Raw genomic sequence first — 16665 nt, 5'->3', positions numbered from 1 at the left:
AACAAATGCCCCGATCATGGCATGGATGGTTTCAAGCGCTACGTGGCCCTCGCCATCGTGGCACGCAATATTCAGCGTTTGGGCGCCATGCTCCGCGAGCAAGAACAACAAGAAGCCGCTCGACGACGAGGCCCTTACAAAAAAGCGGCCTAAAGGCACGACTGGTGGCGGAAAAAAGGACGAAACACGGGAAAGGTGCGGCCAAAATTCGCCCGGAATAGCGGATTTGCACCATTGAGCACCACCAAAAGAGGAAATTGACTGACCTGCGCCGAAAAATGGCTGGAGTTAGGCTCAGTGAGTTGGCAGAATCATGAAAAAAAGCGAGTTTTCTTTCAGGCACTACATAACCACTGATCACGGATACTTTTCCAGCTTTTTCCACGCAAAGCTGACGATAGAGATTATCGGGCGTATCCAGCCCCGGAATACCGCCGGCCAAAATGCCCGCGTTTCGAAACGCCATGGATGCGTGCGTGGAGCAATTCCAGCCCAGAATATGGAACGATCCGGGATCGGCCATCATATCCGCCCAGGCCCGATCAAAAGCACGCGCCTCGGCCGCGGAAACCTGAACGAACAAGACCGTTGATATGGTCCCCGTGCCCCGCGCGACCGTCATATCGACATAGTTGGCACGAGCCCGTGAAAGCCCGGCAAAATCATAAACGACACCGGTCATGCCCATGCCGCTGGAGTTAGAGGAATTTGCGCTGCGCCTGCTTGACTCCCCAATACCCGACGAAGCGCCGCCGCTGCTGCCATCATTTCCCGTACCGAAAAATCCGATGGGAGCACCATTTGACAGAATGCAATCAGCGTGTTGTTCCATAACGCCCGGAGCATGGCTATGGGATGTTTTCCCACGAACGATAAGAGCGACCCGGTCGCCGGAAAAAGTAAAAGTAGATGCGGTCATTAAACAAAAGCTCCCTGTTTGAAGAATAATGAATTTTGCCAAGCCAATATGTTTTTAGGCGCGTGATTTATGGCCTTTTATTTTTTAACTAATCGGACTTAGGCAATTTGTGAAAATAGAACACAAACCCTGTTAAGTCAAACTGGACAATAAAAACCTCCAAAGGACTTTTTGGCCGTTTCCATAATCCTCGTCCATACCTTCTGCGATACAGGCTGGCGGAATAATTTTGATACGTTATCGGATGGATTTTATCTTGGCGGGAACTGAGCCAGAACGCCGGACCAGACGGTTCAGGTCTATGTAGCGGCAGACTAGAGGACGAGGCAATATCATACGGCCCTACTACCGTTTGTGATCAATGGGCCTGGTCAACCCAGCCCATTTTCTTGTGCTTGAATGTGAATTGCAAGGCTGTCGCGAATGGCGTGCACATCTAGAAAAGAAGGTTGCCAAAAAACCGATCATGCCTGCCTTATCTTATGCCGCATCCCTGTGTCAGGGCTATTCCCTGCCCTGTTTCACCGACACGCTTGGGCCGCTGAAATCCAATACGATCCATGTGGAGCCAAACTATAGTTGAATTTTATTAACCGCTCAATCCGACTGCGGGAAGTTGTCATTCATTTTGTGACGAACATCACGGTTTATTACTAAGTGGTGGTATGTATGGGAGCAGGACCGTTCAGGATCAATCCTGTTAAACGAGGAATACGTAATTGGGTCTGGCTGGTCAGGTAAGGTGCCGTGCAGAGGCCGAGCCCTTGGAACTCATGATCCTGCGTGGGAACCGGTAATTCTTTCACAGTCCCGGTATGCATTCCCACGCCGGAGCTTGGAACGAGTAATATTATGTAGGTGCGAATTCATTCGCACTAAAATGCGTAACCGACGAAGTAGCGAGCGCCCCTGGTACCCACGATCCTCCGTGGGAACCGATATTCTTTCATAGCCTCGGTATGCAACGAGCAATGTTATGTAGGTGCGAATTCATTTATGCCCTATGGGTACTTGTGCCCTTCAGGATATTCGCACTGAGCGGAAGCCTTTTGAGGCGCAAGTGAATTCGGCCCTAAGGGTTCGGCTAAAAATGACTGCCTGAAATTAGCTCGCGAACGATGCGCCTCCTGTCGTCGGCACATCCTAATAGCTCTGAATAGGAAAAAATCGGTGAGATTGGTTGACTTTGAACAGAGTATCTACCAAGTTCTTCATGGTGTGCATTTTTGCACTCCCACGGTTGTTCTGGCGAATGTCTTTCAGCTTCCCATCCATCAGGAAGATCAACTAATTCATCGAGAGATGGATCTCTTTCAACTAAATGACCTATTCCAACTAAATGGCCATCATCACTATGATCATTTCCTCCACACAGGCATTGCCAATCTCCGTCTTCGTGAACAACAAGCAAGATCGGCCTGGTAGCTTTAAAAACATGAGGGCAAACAAATACCCCAAGATCCGAGTTAAATTTCATTATCGCCATTTCAAGCAGACCAGTAATATTACGGAACATTACGGTTTTAAGGCTCCGTTTGTTGGTAGATTGCCAAAGCAAATCCAGTCTACGCGCTACTTTGGTTTATGCTTATACCCCGTTAAAGGTGCAGTTGTGATGATAAAGACATCATGCACTTCAATCTCTTCACGTATCATTTCCAAGGCTCTTGCATTATTTATCGCTGCTTCAGTCTCGGATACTGGCGGATCAACACCATCCCATATACAATCAAGGCGAGCTTCAAAGCCAGGATTGTGCCATATTCCTCCTTCGATTCTTACCACTACAAGGCCATGCTCAAGAGCCTTGTTGCAAACCTCTTGAGCTGCGTTAGGCGTTAGTTTCATAACGACCGATCCATTCAACTCAAAAAAATCAATTGAAGAATCATATAATCGTGCCCTATCGACTTTCATTTTCAGAACCTCACTTAATCCAATTTATTCGGCCGTCTGGAATCCAAGTTGGATCATTTCTATCACTGACCTGTACGACTTCTCCAGTACGGTCATTGACAACAACATATCCATCCTTTGTCCCATAAACTGTAGCCGTATCATTTCTACCTTGACCGTCAGGAGTCTTTTTTGGGCTACGCTTATCTGCCGATGTCCCCGCCGCCTCATCATTTACTAAATCTTTAACGTCCTGTTCAGTCCATCCCCTCTCACCTAGTTGATCCTTAATTTTATCATCAAAGATTGGTTCCTTATCTGTATCATCACTTGCTTCATTGAACATACGATCAATACAACCCTGAATAGCTTTCTTACATAGCTCAGGATTAATTGCGCAAAGAACCGCACCTGCTGCTGCACCAGCAGCCGCGCAACTAACCGGCCCTATTCCCGGTATAAAACAAACGGCAGCAGCGGCAGCCTCGCCTTTAGGATCAATCCAATTTAGCGGATCATTTCCGACATAGGTATAAGCATTCAACCCGCCCTTAAGCCCAATCGGATCGGAGGTAATATACCGGCCGGTCTTGGGATCATAATAGCGCTGCCAGTTGTAGTGCAGGCCCGTCTCCCGGTCGAAGTACTGCCCCGGAAAGCGCAGGTTGACCTGGATAGATTTATTGCCTTTGCGGTGTTTATGATGTTCTTCGTCCTCATCATGGTCTTCGTGATCGTCATGATCCTCGTCGTCATCCACGTGCTGGCTGTCATGTTCCTCATCCTCATGCGCGTCCTGAGCCACTAGCGTGCCGCCCAGATCATTGCCGAAAGCGTCGCTGTCCCAGCGCCAGACGATATCCCCCTTGTTGTCGGTGCCGAGCCTCGGGGTGTCGAGGTGGTCCGTATGCAGATAGACGAGCTTAGCGTTGTTGCCATGGCCATGACCGCCCAGTTGCGCCAGCGGACGGTTGTCCAGCCAGACGTAGGCTTTGAGTGCCCTGCCTTTGCCGGTGGTTTCGGCCAACAGTTGGCCGTTCAAATCGTAATGGTAAACGATGACCTGTGGCTTTTGGCCCGGCAGTTCCTTGCGCGTGCGCTGGCCCTGGGCGTTGTAGCGGTAGACGGCCATGAGGCGCTCGCCCTGGTAGACCTTGGCCAGCCGGCCCTGGGCGTTGTACTCGAAGCGCCGGCCCTGAGCATCGCTGAGGGTGTTTCCGGCGGCATCGAGGCTGAAGGCTTGGGCGTCGATGCCGATCAGGCGGTTGCTGCCGCTTTCATAGCTATAGCCCTGGCTGAATGATGTGCCGGTTTGGCTCAGGCGGTTGCCGTTGCCGTCATAGCCGTAGTCCTGGCTGTCGTTGGCACGGGCTTCCTGCGCCAGGCGGTCCAGGGGGTCGTAGCCGTAGTCGGTGCTGGCGGCGGCCTCGTTGCGGTTGATGAGGTTGCCGTTACCGTCGTACTGGTAGCACCGGGGCGGCAGATCGCCCAACTGCTGGCAGGTCAGGCGGCCGTTGGCGTCGTAGTCGCGGGTCTCCTGCAGGCCGTTGCCGAAGGTCATGGCGGTGAGCCGGTGGTCGGCGCGGTAGCCGATCCGGTCGGCCAGGATCAACGGCTTGTTCGGCTTGCCGGTGGCGACTTGGCTGATGCGGCCGATGGTATCGCGCTGGTAGCGGACCTCGCGGCCATCGGGGTAGCGGAGGCCGGTCAGGCGGTTGCCATTATCGTAGCGGTAGCCGGTGATGTAGGTCTGACCCAACTCCATTCTACGCTGTTCGATCACATTGCCGTGGCTGTCGTAGCGGTAGGCGGTCACGCCGCTTTCGTCTTCGATGCGGCACAGACGGCCGATACCGTTCTCGCACTGGTCGTAGGTGTAGGCGACGTCGTCGGCTTCGCCGTCGTGGTCGATGCTGAGCAGACGGTTCAGGGCGTCGTAGCGGTAGCGAGCGGTGATGCCGCGGGCATCGGTACGGCTCAATGGGTTACCGGCCGGGTCATGGGTATAGGCCAGACTGCCGCGATCCGGGCTGTCTTCGTTGAGCAGGTGGCCGAGGCCGTCTCGCTGGTAGTCGGTCCGGTGGTTTTCGGGATCGGTGACGCCGAGCAGGTGGTCGGCGCCGTCGTAGTCGTAGCGCGTGAGGCCGGCCAGGGCGTTTTGCTGTTTGATCAGCCGGTTCAGGCCGTCGTAGCGGTACTGGCTGGGGTTGCCGTTCGGGTCGGTGGCGCCGGTGCGGTTGCCGTTGGCGTCATACTGGTAGCTGGCGGCGTTGCCGTAAGGGTCCAGTATCCGGCTCAGCCGGCCGAAGCCGTCTAAGCCGGCTTTCTGCAGGCGCGCGAGCTGGCCGTCCGGGTCTTTGATCTGTTGTTCGAGGCGGTTGCCCAGCGCGTCCAGGCTGTAGTCCTGGCGGTTGCCCAGGTTGTCGGCGACGGCGATCAGCCGGTGCGCGGCATCGTACGTGTAATAAAGCTGCTCGCCGCCGGGCAGTTGAATATGGACGGGCTGGCCGGCGTCGTCATAGTCGATGCTCGTGGTCTGATCGCCGTCGGTGCGCGACAGCAACCAGCCGCGCGCATGGTAAGCCAGTTCCGTGACCTGACCGTTGGGATCGATGATTTTCAGCGGATGACCGTGCCGATCGTAAGCAGTGAGGCGAGTCGTGTGGCCCAGGGCGTCGGTGACGGTGGCCAGGTTGCCTTCCTCGTCGTAGCTGTAGCGAGTGCTGTCATCGACATCGGTGCGCGGACCATCGGCCAGGGTGATCTGGCCGTGGGCGTTGTAGGCGAAGGTCCAGTTGCGGCTGGCAGCCGTGGCGCCCGTGTCGTTTTCGGTGCGCCGGATCAGGTTGCCGTGGTCGTCGTAGTCGAAGGTAGTCACACGGCCCGGCTCGGTGAGCTTAACCGGCAGCCGGAAGTCAGGGTGCCAGTCGGTGGTAATGGTGCGCGCCTCGGGTTTGCCGGCGGCTTCGGTGCGGCGGGTTTCGAGATTACGCGCCAGATCGTACTGGTAGGTTGTTTTGTTACCGTTGAAGTCGGTGCTGCTGATCAGGTTGCCTTCATTATCGTAGTTCATGGCGCGCGTAGCGCTGACGCAGTCAGGGCAGCTTTGCTTTTCGAAGGCGGTGTGTGCGACACCGAGGTAGGTGCGGTACGAGTAGAGTCGCTTAGCGCCCAAGGCGTCCATGACGGTAGTCTGGAGGTTAGCCCGGTCGTAGGTCAGGCTGACTTTTTCGACGCCGCCGGCGTGTTCGGAACTGATGGCCCAGCCGTTGCTATCATAGGTCCAGCTGGCGAAGCGTACGCCGTTTTCGTCGATGAGGCCGGTCAGCGCGAGTGGCCAGCCGGGATTTTCGTACCGGTATTGGCGGCGGTTGCCGTCCGGATAGATGACAGCGCTCAGGTTGTTGGCGCTGTCATAGTCGTAGCGGTAGCGATTGCCGGCCGGGTCGGTGATGGTGCTGATGCGGTTCTGGCTGTCGTAGGCCAGTTGCAGCGTGCGCCCGAACGGATCGGTGACGGTGCTGAGCCGGCCGGTGCCGTCATAGGCCAGGGTTTGCGCCAGGCCGGCGCGATTGACGATCGTGCGCAGCCGGCCGTCGGCGCCATAGGTTTCCATGCCGTCCCGGCCGTTGGTGTAGTGCCAGCCGCCGTCGGGCAGGGCTTCCAGCTTGCTGTGCACGTCGGCGTCGGGACGCCAGGCGCCGCCGACCAGTTTGAAGGTAAAGGTTTTCTCATCGGCGCGGATCACCTTGACCAAGGTGGCGGAAACCGGTTCGATGCGACCGCCGTAACTGAAGCTCCAGTGGGCGCCGAAGGAACCGTTGGTGATGCCGGATTGGCTGTTGTAAGCGCGCACGAGTTGCAGCGGGAACGGGCCGGCGCCGCTATAATCAGTCTCATGCTGGAATTTGTTGCCAGTGCTGTTCTGGATCGGGTTACCGGAAGTTTTCCCGACCGTGCATTGCTGGGCATTGCTGTCGACGCTGAAGCCGCGCTCTTTGGCCGGGTCAGGCGCCTGGCAGCGCGGGTCGAACTGGTCATCCCAGTCCGGCGGGTCGTTGTCGCCGTCGCAGGTGCCGGCCAGCGCCGGAATCGGCAACAAGGCGAGGGACAGGGGCAAACCCCAAGAAGCGGCTAGGGAACATAGCAGGCCCAGCAGCCAGCAGGCGCGCCAGGTCTTGACAAGACGGGGTAAGGTATCCATGTATAGGCTCTCACTACAGTGAAGGTGGTGATCCTAAGGGATCCGCGTCTGTCCACCTTGCCCATGATGCGTCCCTGTGTTCGGGCGCCCCTGCCCGCTGCCGCCGACCTTTAGAGCCAACTAAAATTCCACATTATCCCTGTTTTTTTAGCATAAGCGAATTCAACCAGCCACTCAACATGGAAGCAGGAGGCAATTGACAGATTTGTGAGAATGTCACGGTTTATGACAAAAAATGCCGCTTATCGCTAATATCAATTGATTGCACATCAGGCATTTGAGGCGCTTTGCGCGTAATAAGCCAAAGCAGAAAAAAGCAGCAGATTTTTCCTCACTATAAAAGCACGAGTGAATAAATAAGCCCTACGCCAGCACAGGCGGCAATAACCGGAACAATACCGACGTTAAACCGGAACAAGGCGATGAACGCGCTGATCCCGATCAGGCCTGACAGCCAGTCAAACGCCCCATCCAAGCCCTGCGGCCACAGCACATGATAGGCGAAAAAACAGGCCAGATTGACGATCACGCCGACCACAGCCGCGGTGATGCCCATTAACGGCGCCGTAAACTTCACATCATGGCGCGTCGCTTCTACGGAAGGGCCGCCCAGGAAGATAAACAGAAAAGACGGCAAAAAAGTGAATAATGTGGCTACTGCCGCCCCGGCCATGCCCGCCAGGGGCTGCAACTCCGGACCGAAAATCTCCTTGCTCCAGCCGCCGACAAAACCGACGAACGCAACGATCATGATCAAGGGCCCCGGCGTGGTCTCGCCCAGAGCCAGCCCGTCTATCATCTGCGTGCCGGTCAGCCAGGCATGCTGCTCGACTCCGCCCTGGTAGACATAGGGCAACACCGCATAAGCGCCGCCGAAGGTCAGCAAGGCCGCCTTGGTGAAAAAACAGCCCATTTGCGTCAATGTGCCGCTCCAGCCATAGCTTGCAGCCAGCGCCGCGATCACAATTCCCCACACCAACAGCCCCATGCAGGCAAACAGCAGCAGCCGGGACCATTTAAAGCGCGCATGATCCGGAATGGGTGTATCGTCATCGATCAGGGCGGGGCCATAGGATTTATAGGTAGAGGCATGATCGCCGCCTGCCTTGAAAGCATCGGGCGTGATGCGTGAACCCAGATAGCCGATCAGCCCGGCCGCGACGACGATCAAGGGAAAAGGCACATCGACGGCAAAAATCGCGATAAACGCCAGCAAGGCGATAGCGCGCAGGACATTGTTTCTGAGCGCCCGACTGCCGATCCGGTGCGCGGCAACGGCGACAATGGCCGTCACGGCCGGCTTGATGCCATACAGAATGCCCGCCACCGCCGGTACATCGCCGAATGCCAGGTAGATCCAGGTCAGCGCGCACAAAATGAACAGCGACGGCAGGACAAACAGCACGCCGGCCGCGACGCCTCCCCAGACGCCGTGCATCAGCCAGCCGATATAAGTCGCCAGCTGCTGCGCTTCAGGACCCGGCAGCACCATCGTGTAATTCAAGGCATGCAGAAAACGCTGCTCCGACATCCAACGGCGCTTTTCGACCAGTTCCTGATGCATCATGCTGATTTGCCCGGCTGGGCCGCCGAAGCTGATAAAACCCAGTTTAAGCCAGTAAAAAAAGGCTTCCCGAAAGGCGACCGGCAACGGTCGTTCGCTGACTGTTTCTGAAGTAATGGACATATAAGGATTTGATCGCCGTGGCCTGAATTTCGGCCACGGGCCGCAGGATTAGCCTTTACAAGGAAATTGCGCGGTTACCAACTGCCGGTATTCTGCATGGAAAACCAGGGCTCTTCAGGTGCCAGCGCATGGCCTTTCTGCAGCAGTTCGATGGAGATATTGTCGGGCGAGCGCACGAATGCCATGTGCCCGTCGCGCGGCGGGCGGTTAATCAGCACGCCGGCCTCCATCAGCTTCCGGCAGGTTTCATAGATATTGTCGACTTCAAACGCCAGATGGCCGAAATTGCGGCCGCCAGTATAGTCCTCGGTGTCCCAGTTATAGGTCAGCTCGATTAATGGCGCATGCGTTTTAGCGGCCAGTTCGGCATCGAGCGGCGCGTGCAGATAAACCAGCGTGTAACGGCCGCCGTCATCATCTATGCGGTGGGATTCGACCAGCCCCAGTTTGTTGCAATAAAAATCGAGCGATTCGTCCAGGTCGTGAACCCGAACCATGGTATGCAGATAGCGCATAACAAGGACCTCCTTCAAGATAAAATGAAACAACTCTGGCCATGCGGGTCAATCTTCCAGGGCATGGCCGCAGTATTTGCAAAAATCGGCATCGAAATCATGCCCGGTTTCACCGCAATCGGGACAGGCGTCGTTCCTGACTTTTTCCGCCGTATACGTCCTGATCAATTCGGCGCTATAGATGCCGGTAGGCACCGCGATAATGCCATAGCCCATGATCATGATCGTCGAGGCGAGCACTTGGCCCAGCGGCGTTTGCGGCGAAATATCACCATAGCCGACTGTCGTCAGCGTCACGATAGCCCAATAAACCGATATTGGAATACTGGTAAAACCGGCTTCCTTGCTTTCCACGACATACACCAGCGAGCCGAACACGATAACGAGCATAATCACGGAATAGAGAAATACCATGATTTTACGCAAGCTTTTACTCAATGCCGTCATCATGATCTGCGCTTCGTTCATATAAGCCGACAATTTAAGAATACGAAAAACCCGCAGCAACCGTAGAATGCGTATCGCGAGCATGGGCTGCGCGCCCGGAAACAGCAGAATCAGGTAACTGGGCAGTATCGACACCAGATCGACCAGGCCAAAGAAACTCTTGAAATACAGCCAGGGCCGCCTGACGCTGATCAGGCGCAACCCGTATTCCAGCGTAAACAGCAGGGTAAACCCCCATTCAAGGACATATAAAATTTGCGCGTACCGGTTTTGAACCGCTTCGACGCTGTCGAGCATGATCACAATCACGCTGCACATGATGCTGATGCTCAACAGGACATCAAACCCTCTGCCCATAGGCGTTTCGGCGCCGAAAATAATCGTATTCAGCCGTTCCCGCCACGGCGAGAGCGTATCGCCCTCGTTATAATGATGGCGATAAGTGGTTTTTGATGTTTTGATTGCCCGCATGATTTTTTTACAGTTGCCCGTACCTGAAACAATCGACCGTATGATCATTGACCATGCCGACCGCCTGCATATAAGCATAGCAAATCGTGCTGCCCACGAATTTAAAGCCGCGCCGTTTCAGATCCTTGCTCATTAAATCGGAGGCCGGCGTCGTCACGGGGATTTCGACCGCGCTTTTCCAGGCATTGCGCACGGGACGGCCATCGACAAACTGCCAGATATAGTCATCGAATGTGCCGAATTCCTGCCGGACCTTCAAAAAGGCCTGGGCATTGCCGACCGCGGCCTGCACCTTCAGCCGGTTCCTGACAATGTCCGGGTTGGCGAGCAACTCGTCGATTTTTATGGCGTCATAGCCGGCCATGATTTCGGCGTCAAAATCATCGAAAGCCTTTTTATAGCCGGCGCGTTTCTTCAGGATCGTGGACCAGCTCAAGCCCGCCTGCGCGCCTTCCAGTACCAAAAACTCAAACAGCAGCCGGTCATCATGCACGGCAACGCCCCACTCAAAATCATGGTATTGTTCTTCCAGCGGGCTAGCCAATGCCCATGCACATTTTTCCATGGTGTTCTGACAATTTAAATGCAAAGTAAGGCGCATGATAGGCCTTGACCGAAGCCTGTGCAAATTCCAGATCCGTGGATTCGTTTGTTGACAACCGCCGCCTCAGATCGCATCATCGACCCCATTATCTGACTGAACCATTGATCCATGAGTACCGACACCCTGCAAATACGCCGTATCGCCATCGATACCTATCATGAAAACGTCGCTTATATGCACCGAGAATGCGGCATTTATCGTGCGGAGGGTTTCCAGGCGCTTTCCAAAATTCTGGTCAGCACCAATGGCGCCAAAGTGGTTGCCGTGCTCAATGTCGTCGATGATTCGTCGATCGTGTTGCCGGACCAGTTAGGCTTGTCCGAACAGGCCTTCGCGCAGCTCAATGTCGAAGAAGGCAGTCTTGTAACGATCAATCATGCCGAGCAGCCCAAGTCCATGGATGCGGTGCGCCGCAAAATCGAAGGCGAGCGGCTCGATCAGGATGACTTCATCGGCATTACTACCGATATCGCCGAAGCCCGTTATTCGAAAATGGAAATGGCCGCCTTTCTGGTAGCCACGGGGCAAAACAATCTGGACCGCGACGAGTTGTTCTTCCTGACCCGCGCCATGCTGCAATCGGGCGACAGCATCAACTGGCAGGAACCGCTGGTGGCCGACAAACATTGCATCGGCGGCATTCCCGGCAACCGTACCTCGATGCTGGTCGTGCCGATCGTCGCCGCGCACGGCATGCTGATCCCGAAGACATCGAGCCGCGCCATCACCTCGCCGGCCGGCACGGCCGATACCATGGAGATGCTGGCCGAAGTCAACCTGTCGCCCGATCAATTGCATGAAATCGTGCGCAAGGAACGCGGTTGCCTGGCCTGGGGCGGCACGGCCAGACTGGCGCCCGTGGACGACATGCTGATTTCCGTGGAACGCCCGCTGGGCATCGATTCGCAAGGGCAAATGGTGGCGTCCATTTTGTCCAAGAAACTCGCCGCCGGCTCCACCCATCTGCTGATCGATATCCCTGTCGGCCCCACGGCCAAGGTCCGGCACATGCGTCAGGCCCTGGCCCTGCGCAAACTGTTCGAATTCGTCGGCGACCGCCTCGATATCCATCTGGAAGTCATGATCACCGATGGCCGCCAGCCGGTCGGCCTCGGCATTGGCCCGGTACTGGAAGCCCGAGATGTCATGCAGGTCCTGCAAAATGATCCTGACGCGCCCACCGATTTGCGCCAGAAGTCCCTGCAACTGGCCGGCCGGATTATTGAATTCGACCCCGACGTGCGCGGCGGCCAGGGCTACGCCATCGCCCGCGACATCCTGGAATCCGGCCGGGCCTGGGCCAAGATGGATTCTCTGATTCAGGCGCAGGGCCCCAAACAGATCGACCTGCATCCCGGCAAGCTGTGTCATGAAGTCCATGCCGACCGCGACGGTTTCGTCACCAATATCGACAATTTCCAGATGGCCAAGATCGCCCGCCTTGCCGGTGCGCCCTTATTCAAAAGAGCCGGCGTCGACCTGTTTAAAAAGCTGGGCAGTCCGGTAAAAAAAGGCGAGGTTTTATACCGCGTTCATGCCGAATTCCCTGCCAATTTCTCGTTCGCCAAGAATCTGTCCACGCAGAATAACGGCTATACCATCGGCGATGACGAGCTGGCCCTTACCTCGCTGATCGCCTTCTAATCCGGAAACCAACCATGATCATACTCGCCTTCCCCGATTATCAGAGTCAGGCACAACGGCTTGCCACGCGCCTGAACGCCGAGCTGGCCGACGTCACGGTACACCACTTCCCGGACAGCGAGAGCTTTGTACAGTTACCGTCGCCGCTGCCGGAACATGTCATTATTTGCCGCAGCCTCAATCAGCCCAACGACAAGCTGATCGAGCTGCTGCTGTGCGCTTCCACGGCCCGCGAACTGGGCGTCAAGCGCCTGACCCTGGTCGCGCCTTACTTAAGCTACATGCGCCAGGACTTCGCCAACCAGCCCGGCGTGGCGGTCAGCCAGCGCATCATCGGCAAGATGCTGGCCGGCCTGTTCGACGACGTGCTGACCGTCGACCCGCACCTGCACCGCATCTCGTCACTGGATCAGGCGATTCCGATCAAAAATGCGATCAGCCTGACGGCTGCCGGCGAAATTGCCCGCTTCCTGAAGAAGCAGCTCGATTATGCCGTACTGCTGGGGCCGGACAGCGAATCGGAACAATGGGTCGCCACGATCGCGCGGCAAATCGGCTTCGATTACTCGATCGCGCATAAAGAACGGCTGGGCGACAAACACGTCGAAATGACCCTGCCCACCAGCAACTTCGACAACAAGCCCGTCGTCATCGTGGATGACATGGCCAGCACCGGCAGAACGCTGACCAAGGCCGCCCGCTTGCTGAAGGCCGCCGGCGCCGGCGACATCCATGTCGTCGTCACCCACCCGCTGTTCTGCGGCGACGCCGAGACCCACATTCTCGAAGCCGGCATCCAAACCATCTGGAGCACGGACAGCATCGACCATCCGACCTCCTGCATCAACCTCGACACCTTGCTGGCCGATGCTATCAAGGCGATCGTGTAGGTGCGAATTCATTCGCACTTCGGGTCGAATGAATTCGACCCTACAGCAGACGCCGATTCACTGCGAGACGTCAGATTGGTAGGGTACGCACCGCGTACCATTATTCAGTTTTCGATGCCCCAAAAGGTACGCGGTGCGTACCCTACTACACGACATCAGGGTCCTGAATCAGTTCCACGGCGTTGCCGTCAGGGTCGCGGCAGAACAGGGCCGGCCGGCCCGACCTGCTCAGCGTGTAGGTAATGCCCTGCTGTTCCAGCTTGCGTTTAGCGGCCTGGAAGTCATTGACCAGAAAAGCCGTATGCCGGTCCAGCCCGCCATGCTCGGGCGCGATTCTGCCCTGATCGGGATTGGGCAGTTCGATCAGATGCAGCTGTTGCACGCCAAGCTGCAGCCAGGCGCCCGGAAATGGCAGCGGGGGACGCTCGCAGGTTTTCAGGCCCAGCACGCCGCTGTAGAACGCCAGCGCTTTGGCCGTATCGGCGACAAGAATGCTGACGTGGTGAATTTTTAATTGAATGGTTTCAGGCAAGATAATCTTCTCTTTATATGGTAGGGTTTTGCATGCCGATAAACTTCTTATCGGCCTAATTTAAACTATCGGCTCATGGGCCTGCTGGCCGGCATGATAGGTGGTATAGACATACACCGGGATATCCAGTTCGCCCAGGCTATTCTCGATCAGCGGCCATACGTCATCCCAATCCAGATCGCCCTTGCCTGTCGCCAGACGCGGCAAGGCGAGCGACGGCAGTTTTTCTTTTTTAATTATTTTCACCAGGGCATCCAGCGCATGCTTCACATTGCTGATCGTCGCCTTGCCGAAATGATGCTCGGGACAGTCCACGGTTTCCTGCGTGATCAGGTTGATAACATGAGCATTATCGGGCCCGACCCACAGCCATGCCTCGCCGGGCCGGGTATTGTGCTGGTGACACCAGCGATCGAAATCCTTCACCAGGGCCGGATACCGCTCATGGAGCGCCAGCGCCAGGCCTTTATCCATCGGGTCATTGAGCTCCACGCCATGCGCCATGGCGTACGCCTTGCTCAACAGAATATCACCTTCGACTTGATATATCATAATGCCCTCTCTCGGTTTGTTATCGTTATACAGTTCCAGGAGTGATGAACGACAGGCCTGTCTATACGCCGGCTTTAAGCTCTAATAGTTATCGCAGACGTGCCGCTCTTTTCCCTCGACATCCTCTTTCATAAACTCCATTTGCGGCAGCGTCCGAGCCATTTCCTCGCCGCATTTTTTCATGGCCTGCATACTGTCATCGTCCATCATTTCCTTCGCATACGCTACCGCCCGGCTCTCGGCGCCATCGCGATCACCGCTTTTGCACAAGGCCGAAATCTCGGCTTCCATGGCCTTGCCCCGCTCCGCCATCTGTTCCATGGCCGCCGGATCGATCTGGCTGAAACACGCCTGCATTTTCTGGCCCTGTTCCATTAGTTTCTGCATTTGCTCTTCGTTCATATTGGGAAACTGGGCATGTCCGGCAACAGGCGTTAACGCGAGCAGCACCAGGTAATGTAAGGCTTTTTTATTCATTAAATTATCCTATTGATTAAGTTCCGCAGATTAAGCGAGATTATCATAGCGCTTTCCCGGACGGATTTCCTCTATCAGATCAATTTCGGCAGCGCATCAAGGTTACAGGCGATGACCACATGAAACCGCTTGAACCTCTTTGAGGTCGACTGAAGTCGCCGCCACGCGACAGGCTTGCGCAAGCCCTGATATTTTTTCCTTATTTTGGCCTTTATGGTAAAAGCTCCCCGTGGCTATTGCCTGATATCTAAACTGATGTTGCGCATGGACCTTTTTTTATCCTGCCTGCCGCGCTGGCAATAGGTTGTTAAACCGATCTTTATTCAACTGACAGTGACCTCATCGACTGAAGGGTTACCCACGCGTAGGTGCGAATTCATTCGCACTAGACTGAACAGCAAGCGTTTCGGGTCGAATTCAAATAACCGCCGCGCGGGAGGTACTTTGTTAAATCCGTCTCAAATCAACTTATGCGTAACATCAGATCTAAACTTAAAAGCCTGAGATTATTCAAGCCATGATCATCGCCATTCAGTTAATTGCCGGTTTTTTATGCCTCGCGGCAGGGTCCGAGTGGTTGGTAAGAGGCGCGTCGAAACTGGCCGTGGTCATCGGCATTTCACCGTTGGTGATCGGCTTGACCGTGGTGGCGTTCGGCACCAGTTCGCCCGAGCTTGCCGTGAACGTGCAGGCGGCCTATTTAGGATCGTCGGACATGGCCATCGGCAACGTAGTCGGCAGTAATATTTTTAACGTACTGCTGGTTCTTGGTCTTTCCGCCCTGGTCAACCCGCTCGTGGTCTCAAGCCGGCTGGTGCGGCTTGATGTGCCGCTGATGATAGGCGTCTCGGTGTTGATGTATGCCCTGAGCCTGAACGGCGCCATCAGCCGGCTGGAAGGCGGCCTGCTGTTCGCCCTGGTGGTGATCTATACCATTTTTCTTATCTGGCAGAGCCGCAGGGAAAATCATGCCGCGCGCGAACTTAAAAGCCGCGCCCCGATAAGACCGGCGTCCTGGTTTAGGGATGTGATATGGATCGCGGCAGGGCTTGTTTTACTGGTCATGGGGTCCAGATGGCTGGTCGAGGGCGCGGTCGCCCTGGCCCATATCCTCGGCATCAGCGAACTGGTCATCGGATTGACCATCGTCTCGATCGGCACTTCCCTGCCGGAACTGGCCACATCGGTCATGGCCACCCTGAAAGGCGAACGCGACATCGCTATCGGCAATGTCGTGGGCAGCAATATTTTCAATATCCTGTCCGTGCTGGGGTTGAGCTCCGCGGTAGCACCGGCCGGCATCGATGTATCGCCAGCCGCCCTGCATTTCGACATTCCGGTCATGGTCGCCGTCGCCATTGCGTGCCTGCCGGTCTTTTTCACGGGTCTGGAGATCAGGCGCTGGGAAGGCTTTTTATTCCTGGCTTATTACGCGGCCTATACCGCGTACCTGATCATGGATTCAATGCGGCATGATGCGCTGCCGATGTTCAGCCAGGTCATGGGGAGCATTGTAATGCCGCTGACCGCCGTGGTTCTGCTTAGTCTGTTGCTTCGCCATATTCTGCGCAAAAGAAAACGGCAGCGGCCCTGACAAACCGCGCCTCCGCAGGCCGTGGCTGAAGCCTTTTATAAAGCCGTTCTAAATCATCCCCGCAGCCCTGAGCGCATCCGCATGCCCCTGCAGACGTTTACGTTGGTAACGATAGATTTCAGGAGCGTTTATTCATTAGCCGGAAACATTACCTTCAGGCATGCGTCGCCATGAAAACAAGCCATTCACTGACCGGCAGTGCGCCAGAGATATTCATAAATCCGGTAGGGTAC

General features: G+C 55.8%; 15 protein-coding genes and 1 pseudogene. 6 read left to right on the top strand and 10 right to left on the bottom strand.

Going from position 1 to position 16665, the window contains the following annotated elements:
- From EK22_RS24470 to EK22_RS24465, 3 genes and pseudogenes are all read left to right on the top strand, one after another.
- A pseudogene (locus EK22_RS24470) lies at nt 1-153 on the top strand (ISNCY family transposase); the annotation flags it as partial.
- A gap of 290 nt (nt 154-443) precedes the next feature.
- On the top strand, nt 444-575 hold the full coding sequence (locus EK22_RS25485) for a hypothetical protein (RefSeq protein ID WP_255360599.1): 132 nt from the start codon (nt 444-446) through the stop codon (nt 573-575).
- Nucleotides 576-686: 111 nt separating this feature from the next.
- Nucleotides 687-941 (top strand): hypothetical protein, encoded by a 255-nt coding sequence (locus EK22_RS24465; protein WP_152565181.1) that lies wholly within the window; start codon nt 687-689, stop codon nt 939-941.
- Between the two features lie 1062 nt (nt 942-2003).
- Here EK22_RS24465 and EK22_RS25045 read toward each other — a convergent pair.
- From EK22_RS25045 to EK22_RS20845, 7 genes are all read right to left on the bottom strand, one after another.
- Nucleotides 2004-2435 (bottom strand): hypothetical protein, encoded by a 432-nt coding sequence (locus EK22_RS25045; RefSeq protein ID WP_152565180.1) that lies wholly within the window; start codon nt 2433-2435, stop codon nt 2004-2006.
- 56 nt (nt 2436-2491) lie between these two features.
- Entirely contained in the window at nt 2492-2836 is a 345-nt protein-coding gene (locus EK22_RS20870) for a hypothetical protein (RefSeq protein WP_020157709.1), read from the bottom strand.
- Nucleotides 2837-2846: 10 nt separating this feature from the next.
- Nucleotides 2847-7019, bottom strand: a complete 4173-nt coding sequence (locus EK22_RS20865; protein WP_036254108.1) for a colicin E5-related ribonuclease — start codon at nt 7017-7019, stop codon at nt 2847-2849.
- Nucleotides 7020-7353: 334 nt separating this feature from the next.
- Nucleotides 7354-8706, bottom strand: coding sequence for a chromate efflux transporter (gene chrA / locus EK22_RS20860; RefSeq protein ID WP_036254107.1), 1353 nt, complete (start codon nt 8704-8706; stop codon nt 7354-7356).
- Between the two features lie 74 nt (nt 8707-8780).
- Complete coding sequence (locus EK22_RS20855) at nt 8781-9221, bottom strand: VOC family protein (RefSeq protein WP_020157711.1); 441 nt, start codon at nt 9219-9221, stop codon at nt 8781-8783.
- Nucleotides 9222-9269: 48 nt separating this feature from the next.
- On the bottom strand, nt 9270-10139 hold the full coding sequence (locus tag EK22_RS20850) for an ion transporter (RefSeq protein WP_036254106.1): 870 nt from the start codon (nt 10137-10139) through the stop codon (nt 9270-9272).
- 7 nt (nt 10140-10146) lie between these two features.
- Entirely contained in the window at nt 10147-10704 is a 558-nt protein-coding gene (locus EK22_RS20845) for a DNA-3-methyladenine glycosylase I (protein WP_036254105.1), read from the bottom strand.
- Nucleotides 10705-10851: 147 nt separating this feature from the next.
- Here EK22_RS20845 and EK22_RS20840 point away from each other — a divergent pair, with 147 nt between their 5' ends.
- Both EK22_RS20840 and EK22_RS20835 read left to right on the top strand, forming a co-directional pair.
- A complete protein-coding gene (locus tag EK22_RS20840; protein ID WP_036254104.1) occupies nt 10852-12387 on the top strand; it encodes a thymidine phosphorylase family protein in 1536 nt (511 codons plus the stop codon).
- 14 nt (nt 12388-12401) lie between these two features.
- Entirely contained in the window at nt 12402-13277 is an 876-nt protein-coding gene (locus EK22_RS20835; RefSeq protein ID WP_036254103.1) for a ribose-phosphate diphosphokinase, read from the top strand.
- A gap of 145 nt (nt 13278-13422) precedes the next feature.
- Here the strand turns inward: EK22_RS20835 and EK22_RS20830 are convergent, their stop codons facing one another.
- The 3 genes from EK22_RS20830 to EK22_RS20820 form a co-directional block, all read right to left on the bottom strand.
- Nucleotides 13423-13809 carry a VOC family protein gene (locus EK22_RS20830; protein ID WP_020157717.1) on the bottom strand — a complete coding sequence of 129 codons (387 nt, stop codon included), beginning with the start codon at nt 13807-13809 and terminating at the stop codon, nt 13423-13425.
- A gap of 60 nt (nt 13810-13869) precedes the next feature.
- Nucleotides 13870-14361: a macro domain-containing protein gene (locus EK22_RS20825; protein WP_020157718.1), complete on the bottom strand. Its 492-nt coding sequence runs from the start codon at nt 14359-14361 to the stop codon at nt 13870-13872.
- An 81-nt stretch (nt 14362-14442) separates the two neighbouring features.
- Nucleotides 14443-14838: a hypothetical protein gene (locus tag EK22_RS20820; RefSeq protein ID WP_020157719.1), complete on the bottom strand. Its 396-nt coding sequence runs from the start codon at nt 14836-14838 to the stop codon at nt 14443-14445.
- A gap of 517 nt (nt 14839-15355) precedes the next feature.
- Between EK22_RS20820 and EK22_RS20815 the strand changes: the two genes are divergently transcribed.
- The gene (locus tag EK22_RS20815) at nt 15356-16432 is read left to right on the top strand and encodes a calcium/sodium antiporter (protein ID WP_020157720.1); all 1077 of its coding nucleotides are present in this window, start codon (nt 15356-15358) and stop codon (nt 16430-16432) included.
- Nucleotides 16433-16665 lie beyond the last annotated feature (233 nt).

This window comes from Methylobacter sp. BBA5.1 (genome assembly GCF_000746145.1).
GTDB lineage: Bacteria > Pseudomonadota > Gammaproteobacteria > Methylococcales > Methylomonadaceae > Methylobacter > Methylobacter marinus.
Note: the sequence above shows the minus strand (reverse complement) of the source record. Positions and strands in the feature narration are given on the sequence as shown.

Coding starts and splice junctions, on each gene's coding strand:
- EK22_RS20820 (WP_020157719.1), bottom strand. CDS start 14,838: ATGAATAAAAAAGCCTTACATTACCTGGTGCTGCTCGCGTTAACGCCT.
- EK22_RS20835 (WP_036254103.1), top strand. CDS start 12,402: ATGATCATACTCGCCTTCCCCGATTATCAGAGTCAGGCACAACGGCTT.
- EK22_RS20825 (WP_020157718.1), bottom strand. CDS start 14,361: ATGATATATCAAGTCGAAGGTGATATTCTGTTGAGCAAGGCGTACGCC.
- EK22_RS20865 (WP_036254108.1), bottom strand. CDS start 7,019: ATGGATACCTTACCCCGTCTTGTCAAGACCTGGCGCGCCTGCTGGCTG.
- EK22_RS20815 (WP_020157720.1), top strand. CDS start 15,356: ATGATCATCGCCATTCAGTTAATTGCCGGTTTTTTATGCCTCGCGGCA.
- EK22_RS20850 (WP_036254106.1), bottom strand. CDS start 10,139: ATGCGGGCAATCAAAACATCAAAAACCACTTATCGCCATCATTATAAC.
- EK22_RS25045 (WP_152565180.1), bottom strand. CDS start 2,435: ATGTTCCGTAATATTACTGGTCTGCTTGAAATGGCGATAATGAAATTT.
- EK22_RS20855 (WP_020157711.1), bottom strand. CDS start 9,221: ATGCGCTATCTGCATACCATGGTTCGGGTTCACGACCTGGACGAATCG.
- EK22_RS25485 (WP_255360599.1), top strand. CDS start 444: ATGCCCGCGTTTCGAAACGCCATGGATGCGTGCGTGGAGCAATTCCAG.
- EK22_RS20840 (WP_036254104.1), top strand. CDS start 10,852: ATGAGTACCGACACCCTGCAAATACGCCGTATCGCCATCGATACCTAT.
- EK22_RS24465 (WP_152565181.1), top strand. CDS start 687: ATGCCGCTGGAGTTAGAGGAATTTGCGCTGCGCCTGCTTGACTCCCCA.
- EK22_RS20845 (WP_036254105.1), bottom strand. CDS start 10,704: ATGGAAAAATGTGCATGGGCATTGGCTAGCCCGCTGGAAGAACAATAC.
- EK22_RS20870 (WP_020157709.1), bottom strand. CDS start 2,836: ATGAAAGTCGATAGGGCACGATTATATGATTCTTCAATTGATTTTTTT.
- chrA (WP_036254107.1), bottom strand. CDS start 8,706: ATGTCCATTACTTCAGAAACAGTCAGCGAACGACCGTTGCCGGTCGCC.